The sequence below is a fragment of the Yersinia sp. 2553 StPb PI genome (assembly GCF_052217105.1).
Taxonomy (GTDB): domain Bacteria; phylum Pseudomonadota; class Gammaproteobacteria; order Enterobacterales; family Enterobacteriaceae; genus Yersinia; species Yersinia enterocolitica_E.
Map to the genome: position 1 here is coordinate 3619477 of NZ_JAZGPX010000002.1, position 19365 is coordinate 3638841.

A 19365-nucleotide genomic window follows, 5' to 3' on the forward strand; every position below is an offset into this window, starting at 1 on the left:
TCACAGTTGACTGTTGAAGAGGGTTTTTATTATTAGCTCAGTGGATATAACTACAGCCTGATAGGTTTAATATGCCAAATCTCGTCGGCATATTCTTCAATGGTACGATCTGAAGAGAAGTAACCCATATTGGCAATATTGAGTAACGTCTTGCGCGTCCATTCGTCCGAATGGCGATATAGCGTATCAACCTGCTCCTGAGTATCCACATAGCTGCGATAATCAGCCAATAGCTGGTAGTGATCACCAAAATTAACCAGTGAATCGAACAGGCTGGTATAGCGTTTAGGGTCTTCGGGACTAAAGGTGCCCGTCGCCATTTGCGTCAATGCCAGATGCAATTCAGGATCTTCATCGTAATATTTCCGTGGGTTATAACCATTGTTACGCAGCACCTCGACCTGTTCGGTGGTATTGCCGAAGATAAAGATATTCTCCTCACCCACATGTTCGCGGATCTCGACGTTAGCCCCATCCAATGTGCCAATGGTCAGCGCCCCGTTGAGGGCAAACTTCATATTACTGGTACCCGAAGCCTCGGTTCCCGCCAGAGAAATCTGTTCCGATAGGTCAGCCGCCGGAATGATCAACTGCGCCAGACTCACGCTATAGTTTGGAATAAATACTACTTTCAGTAGGTTATTAATCCGAGGGTCATTGTTGATTACCTTCGCTACGTCGTTGATCAATCGAATGATTTGCTTAGCATTGTAATACGCTGATGCCGCTTTACCGGCAAAAATTACCACGCGCGGCACCCACTTCTCATTCGGTGCTTCGAGAATACGGTTATAGCGGGTGATAACATGCAACACATTCAGCAATTGTCGTTTGTACTCATGAATACGTTTGATTTGCACATCAAACAACGCGCCCGGATTGACCACAATATTCAATTTTTCAGCAATATAAGCCGCCAGCCGTTTTTTGTTCTCCAGCTTGGCCTTTTGCAATGCCTGCAAGAAGCTGGGGTAATCGAGGTTTTTTTCCAGCTCACTGAGTTGGCTCAGATCAGTCCGCCAATTGTGACCAATACTCTCATCCAATACCGTAGCCAGTGGTCGGTTAGCCAACCCCAGCCAGCGCCGTGGCGTCACCCCATTGGTTTTATTGCAGAAGCGATTAGGGAAAATGTGAGCGAAATCGGCAAACAGTGACTGCACCATGAGTTCAGAGTGCAAAGCAGACACACCGTTAACTTTATGGCTGGCGATCACCGCAAGCCATGCCATACGGACCTTCCGCCCATGGGTTTCATCAATAATAGAGACTCGTGGCAACAGTTCTGGTTCAGACGGATATTGTTCCTGCACCAGTTTGAGGAAGTGATCATTGATATCAAAAATGATTTGCAGATGGCGCGGTAAGATTTTGCCAATCATGTCAATTGGCCAGGTTTCCAGCGCTTCGGTCATCAGCGTGTGATTGGTGTATGAGAACACCTGCTGCACCACGTCCCACGCATCCATCCAATTGAACTTATGTTCGTCGATCAACAGACGCATCATTTCAGGAATGGAAAGGACCGGGTGAGTATCATTGAGATGAATAGCAATCTTATCTGCCAGATTATCGAACGTCTGATGCATGGTCCAGTGGCGGCTGAGGATATCCTGTACCGTCGCCGACACTAAAAAGTACTCTTGTCGCAAACGTAATTCACGGCCGGAATAGGTAGAATCATCGGGATACAACACTCGTGATACGTTTTCTGAATGGTTTTTATCTTCAACCGCAGCAAAGTAATCACCCTGATTGAATTTGCCCAAATTGATTTCATTACTGGCCTGCGCAGACCATAAGCGCAGTGTATTAGTTGCATCCGTATCAAAGCCAGGGATGATTTGATCATAAGCACAGGCGAGGATTTCTTCGGTTTCCAGCCAGCGAGTTTTGCTGCCTTCCTGCTGAATTCGGCCACCGAAGCGCACTTTATAGCGGGTATTATGGCGTGGGAATTCCCAGGCATTACCATATTCCAGCCAGTTATCTGGCGACTCCATCTGTTGGCCATCCACTATTTTCTGGCTGAACATGCCATATTCGTAGCGGATGCCGTAGCCTCGGCCCGGTAGTGCCAGTGTTGCCAGTGAGTCCAGAAAACACGCCGCCAGACGGCCTAAGCCACCATTGCCAAGCCCAGGGTCGTTTTCTTCTTGCAACAGCTCTGACAGATTGAGGCCCATCTCATCCAGCGCCTGTTCGATATCTTCATAAATACCCATAGATAACAGTGCATTAGAGAGGGTTCGCCCCAATAAAAACTCCATCGACAGATAGTAAACCTGACGAACGTCTTGTGATAATTGTGCGCGGTTAGAGCGTAGCCAGCGTTCTACCATCCGATCCCGTACCGCAAATAATGTCGCATTCAGCCAATCGTGCTGAGTCGCAATCGAGGGATCTTTGCCGACAATAAACATCAATTTGTAGGCAATCGAGTGTTTCAGCGCATCCACACTGACAACGGGTGAGGTATAACTGAACGGTGATGTCATAGCGGTTTTCCCAATTCGTGGTTACAACAAATCGACAACTAGAGACGCCGATAAAGTGACAGATATTGACCAGCAGCTACTTGCCAACCAAAGTCCAACCCCATTGCATGGCGCTGAACATGACGCCAATGTTTTGGCCGGCTCCACAGAACAAAAGCACGGCGAATTGCCCGCACCAATGCCTGCGCATCGCATTCATCAAACACAAACCCCGAGGCGCTGCCATCCGCCAGATTTTCCAGCGCGCAATCCACCACGGTATCTGCCAACCCGCCCGTATGCCGGACCAGTGGCAAAGTGCCATATTTCAAACCATACAACTGCGTTAACCCACAAGGTTCAAAACGGCTAGGCACCAGAATCACATCCGCACCGGCAATAATTCGGTGAGAAAATGCCTCGTGATAACCAATTTGTACCCCAACCTGGCCGGAATAGTCTGCCGCTGCCGCCAAAAACTCCTCTTGTAGAATGGCATCCCCCGCCCCCAAGACCGCCAGTTGCCCACCTAGTTTCAGTAATTCAGGCAAAGCTTCCAGCACCAAATCCAACCCTTTTTGCTCGGTCAATCTACTGACCACGGCAAAAATAGGTTTCTTATCCGTCACCTCCAACCCCATCGTGGTTTGCAGATGCACTTTATTCACCGCTTTCTGCTGCAGGTTCTCTATGTCATAGCAGGCGTGCAGCAAGGTATCGCTCTGTGGGTCCCAAATGGCGCTATCCACCCCATTGAGGATGCCGGTCAAACGCCCCTGACTGGCTCGTTCTTGCAGCAGCCCTTCCATGCCGTAACCAAAAGCAGGTTGGGTAATTTCTTTGGCATAGGTCGGGCTGACAGTAGTGACATGATCAGCAAAGAACAGCCCAGCTTTCAGATAGGAAATTTGACCGTAGAACTCCAACCCGTACATTTGGAAAAATGCGGCGGGGAGTTGTAACTCAGCCAAATGGTACCCAGCAAATAGCCCCTGATAGGCCAGATTATGGACGGTAAATACTGATCGTGCCGGTCTACCACGCGCCGCCAGATAAGCACAGGCCAGCCCAGCGTGCCAATCATGGGCATGCACCACATCGGGACGCCAGAAACCATCCAGCCCGCAGGCCAGCTCACACGCCATCCATCCCAGCAAGGCAAAGCGGCGATAGTTATCGGCGTAAGCATGCAACGACTGGTCGTGATAAGGGCTGCCAGCGCGGTCATATAACCCCGGAGCATCAATAAGATAGATACCAATGCCCTGATAATGGCCGTAGCGCAGAGAAACCCGTCCGGCAAAGGTGTCTATCTCCCTAACCAGCACGGTGTCTGGTATTCCACGACGCAAATCAGGGAAGCCCGGTAGCATGACCCGAACATCGGCCCCTTCAGCAATTTGTGCGGCAGGTAAAGCGCCAACAACATCAGCCAATCCCCCTGTTTTCAACAAAGGAAATAGCTCAGAACATACGTGTAAGACCCGCATCGTGACTCCTGACACCTATCGGATAAATAAAATAGCCCTATTTGACGTTGACGGCTAATTTCGCCAGCATCGCACGGGTCACTAGCACCACCCCGCCCTCCGAACGATAAAAACGGGCGCTATCTTCATCGGCGTTCTCCCCGATAACCATCCCTTCAGGTATGTGACAGGCGCGATCAATAATGCAGCGGCGTAAACGGCACGAGCGACCAACATTGACATCAGGCAGCAATACCGTGGAATCAATGGTACAGAACGAGTTCACCCGAACCCGAGGGAACAACACCGAATGCACCACTACCGAGCCAGAAACAATACAGCCACCGGAGACCAGCGAGTTCATGGTCATGCCATGGCTACCGGAGCGATCCTGAACAAACTTAGCCGGCGGCAACGGCTCCATATGGGTACGGATTGGCCAGGCACGGTCATACATATCCAGCTCTGGTGTGACCGATGCCAAATCCAGGTTGGCCCGCCAGTAGGCATCCAATGTCCCAACATCACGCCAATAAGGTGGCAATTCGGCATTGGAGGTCACGCAGGAGAGATCAAACGGATGTGCCCAAGCCGCCTTCTGTTCGGTAAGTTTGGGAATCAAATCTTTACCAAAATCATGGGTAGAGCCAGGGGTATTCATATCTTCTTCTAATAACTTGAACAGATAATTGGCATTAAAAATATAGATCCCCATACTGGCTAACGCCATATCAGGCCGTCCAGGCATTGAAGGCGGGTTCGCAGGTTTTTCAAAGAAAGCCGTTATCTGGTAATCCTCGTCCACCTCCATTACCCCAAATTCATTGGCCTCGTTAATGGGTACCGGGATACAAGCAACGGTGCACTCAGCGCCTTTCTCTACGTGGTCGATGAGCATGCGCGAGTAATCCATCTTGTAGATGTGGTCACCGGCCAGAATGACCACATATTCCGCCTCATAGCGGCGGATAATATCCAGGTTTTGATAAACCGCATCCGCAGTACCTTTGTACCAATGCTCGGTGCTCAAACGTTGTTGGGCAGGCAATAAATCAACAAACTCGTTCATCTCCTCGTTGAGGAATGACCAGCCACGTTGAATATGCTGCACCAGAGTATGAGACTGGTACTGGGTGATGACACCGATACGGCGGATACCTGAATTCAGGCAGTTAGATAGCGCAAAATCGATGATACGGAACTTGCCGCCAAAATGTACCGCCGGTTTGGCACGGGTGGCGGTCAAATCTTTCAGACGAGAACCACGACCTCCGGCCAGAATCAGCGCTACAGATTTATTCGGTAATTGTCTGGCTAACATCAATGGGTCTTTATTTTCGAATTTAACCATGGCTGACTCCTTAAGATTTCAGTACGAGCACGCAAATGTCATGCGCGGCTCCGTTCCATACGGTGAATGATTCCATCTGATCTGACGGCCCAAAAGGAGGGATAACCTCCCATTCCCCCGTAGGTAACTGTATTTCACATTCTTGACCAGTGGCGTTAATCACCACCAGCCAGCGCTGAGACAACAGAATTTGCAGCTGTTTCTGGCAGCCATGTTCCCAAGCTGCATCACTCAGCACTTGCCCCTGACTATCCAGCCATTGCACATTGCCATCACCCTCCTGCCACCATGCGTCCTTAATCAGGGCCGGAATTTGCTGGCGTAACCGGATAAGATCGGCGGTAAATGTCATTAATGAACGATCCGCACTGCCCCAGTCGAGCCAGGTGAGGATGTTGTTCTGACAATATGCATTGTTATTACCTTGCTGGCTGTGACCATGCTCGTCACCGGCCAGTAACATTGGCGTTCCCTGCGAGAGTAATAAGCTGGCCAACAATGCCCGCTGACAAGACTTACGCCGTTGCCAGATAGCCTCATCAGCCACCAACCCTTCGCTACCAAAATTATTACTAAGATTGTTATCACTGCCATCACGGTTTTCCTCACCATTGATTTGATTGTGCTTTTGGTTAAAACACAGCAAATCCTGCAAAGTAAAACCATCATGGGCGGTAATTTGATTGATACTGGCGGAAGGCAAACGCCCCCGCTGTTGGAAAAGATTGCTTGAAGCGGCAAAGTGCTGAGCAAATAGTCCCAGCGGTAAGTCATCCCTTAACCAGAAACGGCGCATCGCATCACGATACTGGTCATTCCATTCACTAAAACCGGTAGGGAAGTTACCCAATTGATAGCCTCCCAGACCAATATCCCAAGGCTCGGCAATCATTTTGCAGGCACGCAGCCGCTCATCGGCAGCCAGCGCGGTAAATAAAGGGGCATGTTGGTCAAAAGCCGGCGTGCGGCCCAGAACGGTACCCAGATCAAAGCGGAAGCCGTCAACATGGCAGCTATCGAGCCAATGATGCAGGCAGTCGATAACCCACTGCATGACATTAGGATGATTAAGCCGCAGCGTATTGCCGCAGCCAGTCATGTTGTCGTATTCACCGTCAGGAGTGAGCCAGTAATAGCTAGCATTGTCGATACCGCGCTGGCACAGGGTTGGGCCAAAAATATCCAATTCGGCGCTGTGATTGAACACCACATCGAGAATCACTTCGATACCCGCTTTATGTAACGCTTTGACCGCATCCCGCAGCTCTCGCAGCGGAGATATGCCGTCACGGCCCGAGGCATAGTCAGGATCAACGGCATAAGGCGCTAGCACGTTATAGCCCCAATAATTACCCAGTCCCATCTTCTGTAAACGAGGTTCATCGACGTGGAATTGCACCGGTAACAACTCCAGTGTGGTAATGCCCATGTCTTGCAAATAGGTAATCATGACGGGATGAGCTAACGCCGCATAGCTACCACGCAGATCAGCCGGAATATCAGGGTGCAGTTTGGTTAAGCCGCGTACATGGGCTTCATAAATCACGGTATTGCCCCAAGGAATAGCCGGTGACTTATCCTCCTGCCAGTCATATTCTTCATGTACCACAATGCACTTAGGTAAGGCGGCAGCACTGTCGCGCTCATCGGGCTGATTAACCCCCCCCTCCAAGCTTGGATCATCCGCCACTTTGCGATCTAATGCATGGGCACCGGGGTCTATCAATAATTTATGTGGGTTAAAACGATGTCCTTGTTGTGGGTCAAATGGCCCGCTGACCCGATAACCATAGCGCTGCCCCGGTTTACCTCCAGGCAGATAGCCATGCCAGATATCACCACTGCGGGCGGGCAAGGCAATCCTCAATTCTTGGTTATTGTCATCAAACAGACACAGTTCGACCTGTTCAGCATGGGCTGAAAACAGCGTGAAATTTATCCCAGCCCCATCAAAATGGGCACCAATCGGTGTCGGGGAACCACGGGTAAGGCCAGTCATCCTACCCCTCCCGTAACAGGTAAATAGTCGACAGTGGCGGTAGTGTTAACAACAATGAGTGCGCGTGGTTATGGCTACCGACATGCTGGCTATGGATCCCCCCCTGATTACCCAGATTGCTGCCACGGTAAAACTCAGAGTCAGAATTAAGTACTTCCCGATAATGCCCTGCCTGCGGAATGCCCACACGGTAGTCATAACGCGGCACCGGTGTGAAATTACTGATGGCAATCAGTTCGCCACCATTCGCATCACGGCGCAAGAAAGCAAACACTGAGTTTTCGTGGTCATCTACCACCAGCCATTCAAAGCCATCGGGCTGATAATCCAATTCATAGAGTGGCGCATGTTGTTGATAGCAGTGGTTCAGGTCACGAACAAAACGCTGCACGCCACGGTGCCAGCCATTTTCATCATCCAGTAAATGCCAGTCCAGGCTGGTATCGAAATTCCACTCGCGCCCCTGCGCAAACTCGCAGCCCATAAACAGCAGTTTTTTACCGGGATGCGCCCACATAAACGCGTAATAGGCACGCAGGTTGGCGAATTTCTGCCAGGCATCCCCCGGCATACGATCGAGCACCGAGCGCTTACCGTGCACCACTTCATCGTGGGAGATAGGCAAGATAAAGTTCTCGGTATAGGCGTACAACATCCCGAAAGTCATCAGATTATGGTGGTACTTGCGATGAATCGGATCACACTGCATGTAATTGAGCGTGTCATGCATCCAACCCATATTCCATTTATAGTTAAACCCTAATCCACCGGCATCGGGCGGTAATGTCACGCCAGGAAAATCGGTCGATTCCTCCGCCATCGTCACACCGCCAGGGCGCTCAACGCCGATGGTGTGATTGGTGTAACGCAGGAAAGCAATCGCTTCCAGATTTTCACGCCCGCCATAATAGTTAGGCACCCACTGCCCTTCAGCACGGCTATAATCGCGATAAATCATCGAAGCCACGGCATCAATACGCAATGCATCGATACCAAAACGTTCCATCCAGTAAAACGCATTGCCAGCCAAATAATTACGGACCTCATTACGACCATAGTTATAAATCAGGGTATTCCAATCCTGGTGATAGCCTTCGCGCGGATCGGCATATTCATACAACGAGGTGCCATCAAACTGCATGAGCCCGTGTTCATCACTCGGGAAGTGGCCGGGAACCCAATCAAGGATGACGTTAATCCCCGCGGTATGGAATGCGGCAACAAAATCTTTGAAATCCTGCGGAGTACCAAAGCGGCGGGTCGGTGCATATAACCCGAGCGGCTGATAACCCCAGCTGCCATCAAATGGATGTTCGTTAATCGGCAGCAGCTCGACATGGGTAAACCCCATGTATTTAACGTATTCAACCAATTGCTCAGCCAACTCGCCATAACTGAGCCAATAGTTATTATCGGTATGGCGGCGCCATGAACCGAGATGGACTTCATAGATAGAAACCGGTGAGCGCAAATCATTGGCTTTCTGTCTTGCTGGCGTATTTTGTACCACTTCAGGTAACGGGCTGACCAACGAGGCAGTTTCTGGCCGCATCTGAGCTTCAAATGCATAAGGGTCCGCTTTTAAGCGTACCTGATCATTACTGTCTATTATCTCAAATTTGTACAACTGGCCGGCTTGTACACCGGGCAGGAATAGCTCCCAAATACCATTTTCGCGCCGTAACCGCATCGGGTGGCGGCGACCATCCCAAAAGTTAAACTCCCCCACCACAGACACTCGTTTGGCATTAGGTGCCCAAACGGCAAAACTGACCCCCGCGACTCCATCAAGGCTCATTAAATGCCCGCCCAGACGTTCATAAGGGCGTAGATGGGTGCCTTCGGCCAATAACCAACTGTCAATATCCTGCAATAACGTCCCGAATCGATAAGGATCTTCGATGATTTGGGGACTGTCTTGCCAAGTAACCGCTAATTGATAACGAAACGGGCTTTTACGACGAGGAAGCTTCGCAATGAAAAAACCGCGCGGGTCTTCACTGGTCAACTGAGCAATGTTGCGCCCACTTTCCGTTTCGACCAGCCAGACTTCTTTTGCATCTGGCAGCAAAGCGCATATCTGTAACCCTTGCGCAGTTTGGTGCATACCCAAAATGGAAAAGGGATCGGCATAATGGCCGGAAATAATCTGATTAATCACCTGACGATCGGGAAGTACTGGCATGATTTCTTCCTATGATTAACGGCATGATTTTGAGCCAAATTCTGAACTCTGACAGCAGAACCGACCTTTTCATCATGCAATCCATTTAGCGTTTAAAGAGTGACTAAGGTCAATGATTAACCAATTAGTTGATTTAATGCCCTAATACTCATTTTCTGACAGTAAAAGCTCGTCAGTTAACTTTTCTTACCCAAACTATAAGCATAGTCAAAGGCCGCCAAAAAAATCGGCTTACTATTAATGAAATTTTTTCTCATATGAATTAGCAAAAAAAACAGTGTTTAAACGGCGTAAGGCGTGCGTGAATGACGTAAAACCCTAAGTTAAGACGTAAAAACAGTGCGGATAACATCGGCCAGTAGAAATGCCCAAAACAGGGAACTGAGCTGACGTTTGCCCATATAAGGCCCTTTTTGCTTAAAAGGGGTGACGGTTAAAACTTTCTGCGGCTAAATGTGGTTACAATAGCGGCAAGAATTAGCATTTGTGGTTATCAATATGGGCGTAAGCCAAGCCGAACTGATTTTCTCCCTGCTACAACAGATGTGTGTGTATCTGGTGATCGCCTATCTGTTAAGTAAAACACCGCTGTTTATTCCGTTAATGCAGGTTACCATTCGGCTGCCCCACAAACTGGTGTGCTATCTCACGTTTTCCATGTTTTGCATCATGGGCACCTATTTTGGTCTGCATATTGAGGACTCCATCGCCAATACCCGTGCTATCGGCGCTGTGTTAGGTGGTGTTTTGGGGGGGCCATCGGTCGGTTTTCTGGTAGGGCTGACGGGTGGGTTGCACCGTTACTCCATGGGTGGGATGACCGCCACCGCCTGTATGTTGTCTACCGTCGCTGAAGGGCTATTGGGTGGCTTCCTCCACAGCTATTTGATACGTAAAAACCGCCTTGACTTGCTGTTCCAGCCGCTGGTGGTTGCAGGCATTACGCTGGTCGCTGAAGTCCTGCAAATGTTAATTATTTTGGCCGTTGCTCGCCCATTCCATGAAGCTGTCGAGTTAGTCGGAAACATTGCCCTGCCGATGATGATCACCAATACCATTGGTGCTGCCATGTTTATGCGTATCTTATTGGACCGGCGGGCTATTTTCGAAAAATACACCACCGCCTTCTCAGCCAAAGCATTACAAATTGCCGCACGGGCGGAGGGGCAACTACGCCATGGTTTTGACCAACAAAACAGTATGCGGGTGGCGCGTATCTTGTATGAGGAGCTGGGCGTTGGCGCGGTGGCAATTACCGACCGCGAGAAGCTGCTGGCATTTATCGGTACTGGCGCCGACCATCACCTTGTGGGGAGTGCTATCACCTCAGACCATACCCACCGGGCGATTGAGTTGAATCAGGTGGTTTATGCCGATGGCAATGCCGTCCCTTATACCTGCTCTATTTCACCTAATTGCAAACTGGGTTCCACGTTAGTTATCCCACTACGCGGTGAAGAGCATCGGGTGATTGGCAGCATCAAGCTGTATGAACCAAAAAGTAAATTGTTCTCCAGTATCAACCGCACATTGGGTGAAGGTATTGCTCACCTGCTGTCCGCCCAGATTCTGGCGGGTGAATTTGAACAACAGAAACAGCTATTGGCACAATCAGAAATCAAGCTACTGCACGCGCAAGTAAATCCTCACTTCCTCTTTAACGCACTGAATACCCTGTCAGTAGTAATCCGCCGTAATCCAGACCATGCCCGCAAGCTAGTGCTTTCTTTGTCGACATTTTTCCGTAAGAACCTCAAGCGCAGCCATGATGTGGTCACGCTGAGCGATGAAATTGAACATGTGAATGCTTATCTGGAAATAGAAAAGGCACGTTTTGCCGACCGCCTCTCCGTTGAGATCTCATTACCTGATGAATTGATGGAAGCGCGTTTACCGGCTTTTTCCCTGCAACCCGTGGTCGAAAATGCCATCAAACACGGCATAGCGCAGATGTTCAATAACGGGCGCATCACCTTGCACGGTAAGCTCGAGGGCAATACGTTGATACTGGAAGTGGAAGACAATGCTGGTTTGTATCAACCGCAACCAAACGGCGATGGGCTGGGGATGAATCTGGTAGACCGGCGAATTAAAGTCCGCTATGGCAACGAATATGGTGTCACCGCCCTAAGCGAGGCAGATAAATTCACGCGCATTACACTTAAATTGCCCTTTATCACCGCGAGTGAGGGTTAACAACGGTTAATTACTTACCCGTGCGGGCAATGATACTCACCATATTAAGTACCGCGGCAGAGCGCTCATGCCGCCGCCATGCCAGTGTAATCTTGGTTTTTAGCAAACTATCGTCAATCTCATGATAAGTAACATTATTCGTCTGAATAGTTGTCAGTGAGCGAGGCACGATAGTAAAACCAAAGCCTGCCGACACCATCCCTATGGCAGACACCAACTGGGGGGATTGTTGCCCCAGCTCCGGCTTAAATCCGGCACGGTAGCAAGCGCTGATAATGGTATCAAACAATCCGGGAGCCACTTCGCGAGGGAAAGTAATCAGCTTTTCATGCTGTATCGCTTGCAGATTGATTTGTGGGCAGCGATGCAACTGATGGTTATGGGGCAGTACCAGCAACATATCTTCCTCCACCAGCACCTTACAGGTGAATTCATTACTGGCATCACATGGCTGACGGATAAAAGCCACATCAATGCGTTCGTTATGCAAATCATTCATTAACACCGGCATGGTCTTTTCACTGGGTGACAATATCACCTCAGGATATTTATCCCGATAGGCGTGGAGTAGGCGCAATACCAAGGGCTGGAAGGCTGTCGAGCTGGCAAAACCTACCCGCAACTTACCCGTCTCCCCGCGCGCGATACTTTTAGCTCGCTCTATCGCTTCATCCGTAAGCGTCAATATATGACAGGCATCCACATAGAACGCTTTCCCTGCATCAGTCAGTTCAACACCGCGCGTGAGCCGACGTAGCAGTGGTGTCCCGATCTCCCGCTCTAGCTTTTGAATTTGCTGACTTAGTGGTGGCTGAGAGATACCCAGCTTTTCAGCCGCCCGGGTGAAATGGCGGGCTGAAGCAACCGCAGCAAAATATCGTAGATAACGTAGTTCCATATATTATTGATATCAAAAAAGTGGGATTCCTATATTGGTACTTATGTTCTTTCAGCGTCAACCTTATACGTAAATATAAATATAATTTATGTTACAGGTAAGACGGAGAGAGAGATGACTAAATCAATAACATCGCATTGTTCATGTACTCAAGAGATTGTAAAAAGCTTTATTGCCTATAGAGAAAAGCATTCTGAGTGCATTATTTATCAAACATCACTAATGAGCGCGCTAATTAGTGGGGTTTATGAAGGCCAAATCACCATGGCAGAACTACTGAAACACGGTGATTTTGGATTAGGAACATTTAACAATCTTGATGGTGAATTAGTCGCACTAAACAGTAAAATTTATCAATTACGATCCGATGGCAGCGCCCGTTCAGCACAACCAGAACAGAAGACACCTTTCGCAGTAATGACGTTTTTTCAGCCGACAGAAAAACGCAGTTTCGAACATAAAATAAGCAGAAAGCAGCTCCATAATGTGATTGATGACCTTACCAAAACAGATAATCTGTTTTGTGCTCTGCGTATTGATGGCACCTTCAGCCACGTTGAAACCCGCACCGTTCCCTGCCAACAGCGCCCCTATAAACCCATGCTTGAAGCCATCTCCGAGCAACCGACGTTTGATTTCACCCATCAAAATGGCGTGATCATCGGTTTTCGCAGCCCAGACTATACCCAAGGAATAAATGTTGCTGGCTACCACGAGCATTTTATTACTGACACCCGCAATGGCGGTGGCCATGTGCTCGACTACCAATTGGAAAAGGGTGTTCTGACCTTCGGCACCGTGGCCAAACTGGTAATCGATCTGCCGCAGGAAGCTGATTTTCTCCAGGCCAATCTCTCCCCGCAAAATCTCAATAACGCCATCCGCGCGGTAGAAAGTTAACCGGCGGTAAAACATCAATTAATAGCGGCTAAATCAACCATAGAGGACAACACATCATGACCAATGAAACGCATACTCAGGCTTGGCAGTGCGGGGCTGATCTGGTGGTTAATCATTTAGAGCAGCAAGGTGTAAAGCAGGTGTTCGGTATTCCCGGCGCTAAAATTGATCGAGTATTTAATTCACTGGAAGATTCCAGCATTCAAACGATTGTGGTGCGCCACGAAGCGAATGCGGCTTTCATGGCTGCGGCCATCGGCCGGCTAACCGGTAAAGCAGGCGTTGCATTAGTCACCTCAGGGCCGGGTTGCGCCAACTTAGTCACCGGACTGGCAACAGCAACCTCTGAAGGGGATCCAGTGGTGGCACTGGGCGGCGCGGTAAAACGAGCCGATAGCCTGAAAATAACTCACCAGAGTATGGATACTGTGAGTATTTTTCGCCCGATAACTAAGTTTAGTGCGGAGGTGACGGCCTCTGCGGCGCTGTCAGAAGTCCTGGGTAATGCCTTTAGAACCGCTGAATTTGGTCGGCCGGGCGCGGCCTTTGTTAGCCTGCCGCAAGATATCCTCAACAACCCTGTGACCAGCCAGGCATTGATTCATCAACCATGTCCACACAATGGCGGTGCACCCTTGGATGAGATTACTGCCGTGGCTAAGTTGATTAACAACGCTAAAAATCCCATTTTGCTCCTTGGATTGATGGCCAGTCAGCCGGCAAACGCTCAAGCCATTCGGCGTTTACTTCACCATAGCAAAATACCTGTCACCAGCACCTATCAAGCCGCAGGGGTGGTTGATCAGGCGCACTTTGATCATTTTGCCGGGCGGGTGGGCTTGTTTAATAATCAGGCTGGCGACAAGTTACTACAACAAGCCGATGTGATTATCACCATCGGTTATAGCCCTGTGGAATATGACCCAGCGCTATGGAACAACGGCCAGGCAACACTGATACATCTGGATATTTTACCCGCCGAAATAGATGCAGCCTATCAACCGGAAAAAGAGTTATTGGGCGATATTGCCGCTACCATAGATGCATTAGCCCCCCGGATACATGGCCCGTTAATATTAACATTGGCAACACAGGCGGTATTGGAAGAGCGCTGCCGCCAACTACGAGACTTGGCCCTCCGGGCTGACCATATGAGTGGTTTCGCTATTCATCCGCTGCGTTTAGTCCGGGCAATGCAGGATATTGTTAATAGTGACGTGACCCTATGTGTCGATATGGGGAGCTTTCACATCTGGATTGCCCGCTATCTTTACAGCTTCCGCACCCGTCAAATTTTGATGTCAAACGGTCAACAGACTATGGGTGTTGCACTGCCATGGGCCATTGCCGCCGCACTGGTGAACCCACATCAAAAGGTCGTATCCGTATCAGGTGACGGCGGTTTTATGCAATCAAGTATGGAGCTAGAAACTGCGGTGCGCCTGAAAAGCAATTTACTGCATATTATTTGGGTCGATAACGGTTACAACATGGTGGAAATACAGCAGCAGAAAAAATACCATCGGCCATCGGGAGTTAGCTTTGGCCCGATTGATTTCAAAATGTACGCCGAATCCTTTGGTGCGAAAGGTTTTGCCGTAGAATCTGCTGACGAATTATCCCATAAATTGCATCAAGCTATGGATGTATTAGGCCCGGCAGTCATTGCCATCCCGGTGGATTATTCAGATAACTATCGTTTAATGGAAGAGCTGAATATCAGCCAATTGCTGTAGTGCGAAGCCCGTATCGGGTGGCGTGCAACGTAGTTGCTGACACATCGAGGGATACAAAAAAGCCGTGTTAATCATATAAAAAAACCCTGACCATAAGATCAGGGCTTTATGGTTATTACTCTTAATAACCAATCACATCAAGATGCGCAGCATACGGCGCAATGGCTCTGCCGCGCCCCATAGCAACTGGTCACCTACAGTAAAGGCGGAGAGATACTCCGGCCCCATATTCAATTTACGCAGGCGGCCAACCGGGGTATTCAATGTACCGGTTACCGCAGCCGGAGTCAGTTCACGCATGCTCAGCTCGCGGTCGTTCGGGATAACACGAACCCAGTCATTGTGCGTTGCCAACATTTGCTCAATTTCTGGCAATGGCACGTCTTTTTTCAGTTTCAGCGTAAAGGCTTGGCTATGGCAACGCAGCGCACCGATGCGCACGCACAGACCATCTACTGGAATGACGCTGCTGGTGTTCAGAATTTTGTTAGTTTCAGCCTGGCCTTTCCACTCTTCGCGGCTCTGACCATTATCCAGTTGTTTGTCGATCCACGGGATCAGGCTACCTGCCAGCGGTACGCCAAAGTTATCAGTCGGCAAGGTACCACTACGGGTTGCAGCAGTGACCTTACGTTCAATATCCAAAATGGCAGAGGCCGGGTCTTGCAACTCTTTAGCCACGCCAGCATGTAGCATACCCATCTGAGTCAGCAACTCACGCATATGGCGCGCGCCACCACCGGATGCTGCCTGATAAGTGGCAACTGATGCCCACTCAACCAAATTATTAGCAAACAAACCACCCAAAGACATCAGCATCAGGCTAACGGTACAGTTACCCCCCGCAAAGGTCTTGATACCTTTATCTAAACCCTGTTGAATGACACTATGGTTAACCGGATCCAGAATAATAATTGCGTCATCTTGCATACGAAGAGAAGAAGCGGCGTCGATCCAATAGCCTTTCCAGCCGATTTCTCGCAGCTTTGGATAAACTTCGTTGGTATAATCTCCTCCTTGGCAGGTGATGATAATATCCAATGCACTCAGCGCATCAATATCATAAGCATCTTGCAACGTACCTTGCTGGCCGGTAAATGTCGGCGCGGCCTGGCCATGTTGCGAGGTGGAGAAAAAGACCGGGCGAATACCGTCAAAGTCGCGTTCTTCAATCATGCGTTGCATGAGTACTGAGCCGACCATACCGCGCCAGCCGATAAAACCAACATTTTTCATGTTTACTGTCCTGCCTTGGAAGGTGACACCGATTAATGGATGCCTGTCTTGTATAACTGCGCGCTGTAAGGGTACGGCAGACTGACTAAGATAGACCTGATACCACCTTACAAAATATGGACAAAGTGGCAAGTGAATTTATTCGATACCAGAATGATTCAAAGCAATCTTCCTAATATGTGGCTTTGATTGGCGGGAAACGCCAGTCCCTAGAGGTAATAATGACTGAGATGATTGCGGCAACAGTGCTGCTGTTTTTGATTATGGACCCACTGGGAAATCTGCCGATTTTTATGTCGGTACTCAAGCATCTGGAACCTAAGCGCCGGCGAGTCGTATTGATTCGCGAATTGCTCATTGCGCTGATATTAATGCTGATTTTCCTATTCGCTGGCGAGAAGATTCTGGCGTTCCTAAATCTGCGAACTGAAACGGTGTCGATATCGGGTGGTATTATTCTGTTTTTAATCGCAATTAAGATGATTTTCCCCACCCCAGAAAGTAACGTTACCGGGTTATCGGCTGGGGAAGAGCCATTCTTAGTACCACTGGCTATTCCCTTAGTCGCGGGTCCGTCGATTCTGGCAACGCTGATGCTACTGTCGCATCAATATCCTAATCAAATTAGCCATTTAGTTTTGGCGTTGATGATTGCGTGGGGGTTGTCTGCGGCGATTTTGCTGATGTCGAATCTGTTCCTGCGCCTGCTGGGTAATAAAGGTGTCAGTGCGCTGGAACGGTTGATGGGGTTAATTTTGGTGATGCTATCTACGCAGATGTTTTTAGATGGTGTGCGGGCATATTTGACCAAATAGGGTTGGCCTCAATTGCGCAATCCAAGAGGGGCGCGCCCTCTTGGGTATAAACTCACTTTAGTTACGACTTTTCAGTGCTAATACACAACGCTGCACCACGTTATCAATATCCGCATCAATATCGACGCAGAGAACATCTGGCTCATCTGAACCTGGCTCTTCCAACGCGTCAAACTGGCTTTTCAGCAGATCAGTTGGCATAAAATGGCCGGAGCGGGCTTTTAATCGCTCCATGATGACGTCGAAACTGCCTTTTAGATATATAAACACCATCCCCGGATTACCTTCCCGCAGACGATCACGATAACGGCGCTTCAGCGCTGAGCAGACAATAATACCGGTTTCATTTTTATGATTCAGGCTGTAGGCAGCATCACTCAAACGCTCCAGCCACGGCATACGATCTTCATCATTCAGTGGATGCCCACTGCCCATTTTCTGAATATTGGCACGAGGATGCAGATCGTCACCATCAATAAATTTGGCATGGATTTGGCGGGCTACAGCCTCTCCTACCGTGGTTTTGCCGCTACCCGATACACCCATCACGATAATGCTATGTCCTGCCATAATGTTGATCTCTATCTCAGAATGGGAATTTTACTGCTCTCTATGGTTCCGTATTTTACCATGTTACCGGTATCATGATACCGGTAACAAATGAAGATGTGATTTTTATCACAAAGGCCATCTTCCGACCCTACTGACGATAAAAAGAAGCTGACCGCAAATCATAACAAAAAACGAAATACCCAAAGTTATTGGAGAAATACTATGCCATTAGTCATTGTCGCGGTTGGCGTTGCCATGCTGCTGTTACTGATGATCCGTTTCAAACTGAACGGATTTATCTCGTTGATACTGGTCGCGCTGGCGGTAGGTATCATGCAAGGGATGCCAGTCGATAAAGTCGTCGGCTCAATCAAAGCTGGGGTTGGCGGAACGTTAGGCAGTCTGGCGCTGATTATGGGCTTTGGTGCCATGCTCGGTAAATTACTGGCTGATTGTGGTGGTGCTCAACGAATTGCGACCACGCTGATTGATAAATTTGGCAAAAAACACATTCAGTGGGCGGTCGTGCTGACTGGTTTTACTGTCGGTTTTGCGCTGTTTTATGAAGTGGGCTTTGTACTGTTGCTGCCACTGGTGTTTAGTATCGCGGCGTCAGCCCGTATCCCACTGTTGTATGTCGGTGTGCCGATGGCCGCAGCCTTGTCTGTAACCCACGGTTTCCTGCCACCTCACCCAGGCCCAACGGCTATTGCGACCATTTTCCACGCGGATATGGGTAAAACGCTGCTATACGGGACTTTACTGGCAATTCCGACCGTTATTCTGGCCGGCCCGGTGTTTGCGCGCTTTCTAAAAGGAATTGATAAACCAGTACCAGAAGGATTGTATAACCCGAAAACCTTCACCGATGAAGAGATGCCAAGCTTTGGCGTCAGTGTCTGTACAGCGCTGGTTCCGGTGATTTTGATGGCATTGCGGGCAGTGGCAGAGATGATTTTGCCAAAAGGCCACCCAGTGCTCTCTTATGCGGAGTTCTTCGGTGACCCGGTGATCGCCACCTTAATTGCTGTATTGATAGCGATTTTCACCTTTGGCTTAAACCGTGGCCGGTCAATGGAATCAGTGATGGATACCGTGACCGACTCCATCAAAATCATTGCAATGATGCTATTGGTTATCGGCGGCGGTGGTGCTTTCAAACAGGTTTTAGTCGACAGTGGCGTCGATCATTATATTGCCAACATGATGAATAGCAGCGGTTTATCACCAATTCTGATGGCATGGTCAATCGCAGCCGTACTGCGTATTGCGCTAGGTTCTGCGACAGTGGCGGCGATTACGGCTGGCGGTATCGTGGCACCGCTCATTGCCACCACCGGTGCCAGCCCTGAATTAATGGTTATTGCCGTCGGTTCGGGTAGCGTGATTTTCTCTCACGTCAACGACCCGGGCTTTTGGTTGTTCAAGGAGTACTTTAACCTGACCATTGTGGAAACCTTTAAGTCATGGTCAGTGCTGGAAACCATTATTTCGGTCTGCGGCCTGGTCGGTTGCCTGTTATTAGCCATGGTGATATAGCATCTGGCAGCA

At 49.2% G+C, this 19365-nt stretch carries 13 protein-coding genes; 5 read left to right on the forward strand and 8 right to left on the reverse strand.

What is annotated here, in order from left to right; translation table 11 throughout:
- Positions 1-50: 50 nt before the first annotated feature.
- Genes glgP through glgB form a run of 5 tightly spaced genes read right to left on the reverse strand, consistent with a single transcriptional unit; the run spans position 51 to position 9481 of the window.
- Positions 51-2498 carry a glycogen phosphorylase gene (gene glgP / locus V2A84_RS18165; protein ID WP_083161263.1) on the reverse strand — a complete coding sequence of 816 codons (2448 nt, stop codon included), beginning with the start codon at positions 2496-2498 and terminating at the stop codon, positions 51-53.
- Positions 2499-2536: 38 nt separating this feature from the next.
- Complete coding sequence (glgA, locus tag V2A84_RS18170) at positions 2537-3967, reverse strand: glycogen synthase GlgA (protein ID WP_083161265.1); 1431 nt, start codon at positions 3965-3967, stop codon at positions 2537-2539.
- Positions 3968-4004: 37 nt separating this feature from the next.
- Entirely contained in the window at positions 4005-5297 is a 1293-nt protein-coding gene (glgC, locus tag V2A84_RS18175) for a glucose-1-phosphate adenylyltransferase (protein WP_083161267.1), read from the reverse strand.
- A gap of 10 nt (positions 5298-5307) precedes the next feature.
- The gene (gene glgX, locus V2A84_RS18180) at positions 5308-7296 is read right to left on the reverse strand and encodes a glycogen debranching protein GlgX (RefSeq protein WP_102970494.1); all 1989 of its coding nucleotides are present in this window, start codon (positions 7294-7296) and stop codon (positions 5308-5310) included.
- Position 7297: 1 nt separating this feature from the next.
- Positions 7298-9481, reverse strand: a complete 2184-nt coding sequence (glgB, locus tag V2A84_RS18185) for a 1,4-alpha-glucan branching protein GlgB (protein WP_102970495.1) — start codon at positions 9479-9481, stop codon at positions 7298-7300.
- Between the two features lie 498 nt (positions 9482-9979).
- Here glgB and V2A84_RS18190 point away from each other — a divergent pair, with 498 nt between their 5' ends.
- Positions 9980-11677 carry a sensor histidine kinase gene (locus V2A84_RS18190; protein WP_083163957.1) on the forward strand — a complete coding sequence of 566 codons (1698 nt, stop codon included), beginning with the start codon at positions 9980-9982 and terminating at the stop codon, positions 11675-11677.
- A gap of 10 nt (positions 11678-11687) precedes the next feature.
- On the opposite strand, the gene V2A84_RS18195 is transcribed toward V2A84_RS18190, so the two are convergent.
- A complete protein-coding gene (locus V2A84_RS18195; protein WP_083161269.1) occupies positions 11688-12575 on the reverse strand; it encodes a LysR family transcriptional regulator in 888 nt (295 codons plus the stop codon).
- 114 nt (positions 12576-12689) lie between these two features.
- Between V2A84_RS18195 and budA the strand changes: the two genes are divergently transcribed.
- Entirely contained in the window at positions 12690-13475 is a 786-nt protein-coding gene (gene budA, locus V2A84_RS18200; protein ID WP_083161271.1) for an acetolactate decarboxylase, read from the forward strand.
- Between the two features lie 56 nt (positions 13476-13531).
- A complete protein-coding gene (alsS, locus tag V2A84_RS18205) occupies positions 13532-15211 on the forward strand; it encodes an acetolactate synthase AlsS (protein WP_442849002.1) in 1680 nt (559 codons plus the stop codon).
- 132 nt (positions 15212-15343) lie between these two features.
- Here the strand turns inward: alsS and asd are convergent, their stop codons facing one another.
- Positions 15344-16447 (reverse strand): aspartate-semialdehyde dehydrogenase, encoded by a 1104-nt coding sequence (asd, locus tag V2A84_RS18210; RefSeq protein ID WP_083161275.1) that lies wholly within the window; start codon positions 16445-16447, stop codon positions 15344-15346.
- A 221-nt stretch (positions 16448-16668) separates the two neighbouring features.
- Here asd and V2A84_RS18215 point away from each other — a divergent pair, with 221 nt between their 5' ends.
- Entirely contained in the window at positions 16669-17262 is a 594-nt protein-coding gene (locus V2A84_RS18215) for a YhgN family NAAT transporter (protein ID WP_005186017.1), read from the forward strand.
- A 57-nt stretch (positions 17263-17319) separates the two neighbouring features.
- On the opposite strand, the gene V2A84_RS18220 is transcribed toward V2A84_RS18215, so the two are convergent.
- A complete protein-coding gene (locus V2A84_RS18220; RefSeq protein ID WP_083161277.1) occupies positions 17320-17832 on the reverse strand; it encodes a gluconokinase in 513 nt (170 codons plus the stop codon).
- Between the two features lie 204 nt (positions 17833-18036).
- Between V2A84_RS18220 and gntT the strand changes: the two genes are divergently transcribed.
- Positions 18037-19353: a gluconate transporter gene (gntT, locus tag V2A84_RS18225; RefSeq protein WP_372560296.1), complete on the forward strand. Its 1317-nt coding sequence runs from the start codon at positions 18037-18039 to the stop codon at positions 19351-19353.
- The last annotated feature ends 12 nt before the right edge of the window (positions 19354-19365 follow it).

What these genes read in the sequence shown, in the direction of transcription:
- glgP (WP_083161263.1), bottom strand. Translation starts at nt 2,498, where the DNA reads ATGACATCACCGTTCAGTTATACCTCACCCGTTGTCAGTGTGGATGCG.
- glgA (WP_083161265.1), bottom strand. Translation starts at nt 3,967, where the DNA reads ATGCGGGTCTTACACGTATGTTCTGAGCTATTTCCTTTGTTGAAAACA.
- glgC (WP_083161267.1), bottom strand. Translation starts at nt 5,297, where the DNA reads ATGGTTAAATTCGAAAATAAAGACCCATTGATGTTAGCCAGACAATTA.
- glgX (WP_102970494.1), bottom strand. Translation starts at nt 7,296, where the DNA reads ATGACTGGCCTTACCCGTGGTTCCCCGACACCGATTGGTGCCCATTTT.
- glgB (WP_102970495.1), bottom strand. Translation starts at nt 9,481, where the DNA reads ATGCCAGTACTTCCCGATCGTCAGGTGATTAATCAGATTATTTCCGGC.
- V2A84_RS18190 (WP_083163957.1), top strand. Translation starts at nt 9,980, where the DNA reads ATGGGCGTAAGCCAAGCCGAACTGATTTTCTCCCTGCTACAACAGATG.
- V2A84_RS18195 (WP_083161269.1), bottom strand. Translation starts at nt 12,575, where the DNA reads ATGGAACTACGTTATCTACGATATTTTGCTGCGGTTGCTTCAGCCCGC.
- budA (WP_083161271.1), top strand. Translation starts at nt 12,690, where the DNA reads ATGACTAAATCAATAACATCGCATTGTTCATGTACTCAAGAGATTGTA.
- alsS (WP_442849002.1), top strand. Translation starts at nt 13,532, where the DNA reads ATGACCAATGAAACGCATACTCAGGCTTGGCAGTGCGGGGCTGATCTG.
- asd (WP_083161275.1), bottom strand. Translation starts at nt 16,447, where the DNA reads ATGAAAAATGTTGGTTTTATCGGCTGGCGCGGTATGGTCGGCTCAGTA.
- V2A84_RS18215 (WP_005186017.1), top strand. Translation starts at nt 16,669, where the DNA reads ATGACTGAGATGATTGCGGCAACAGTGCTGCTGTTTTTGATTATGGAC.
- V2A84_RS18220 (WP_083161277.1), bottom strand. Translation starts at nt 17,832, where the DNA reads ATGGCAGGACATAGCATTATCGTGATGGGTGTATCGGGTAGCGGCAAA.
- gntT (WP_372560296.1), top strand. Translation starts at nt 18,037, where the DNA reads ATGCCATTAGTCATTGTCGCGGTTGGCGTTGCCATGCTGCTGTTACTG.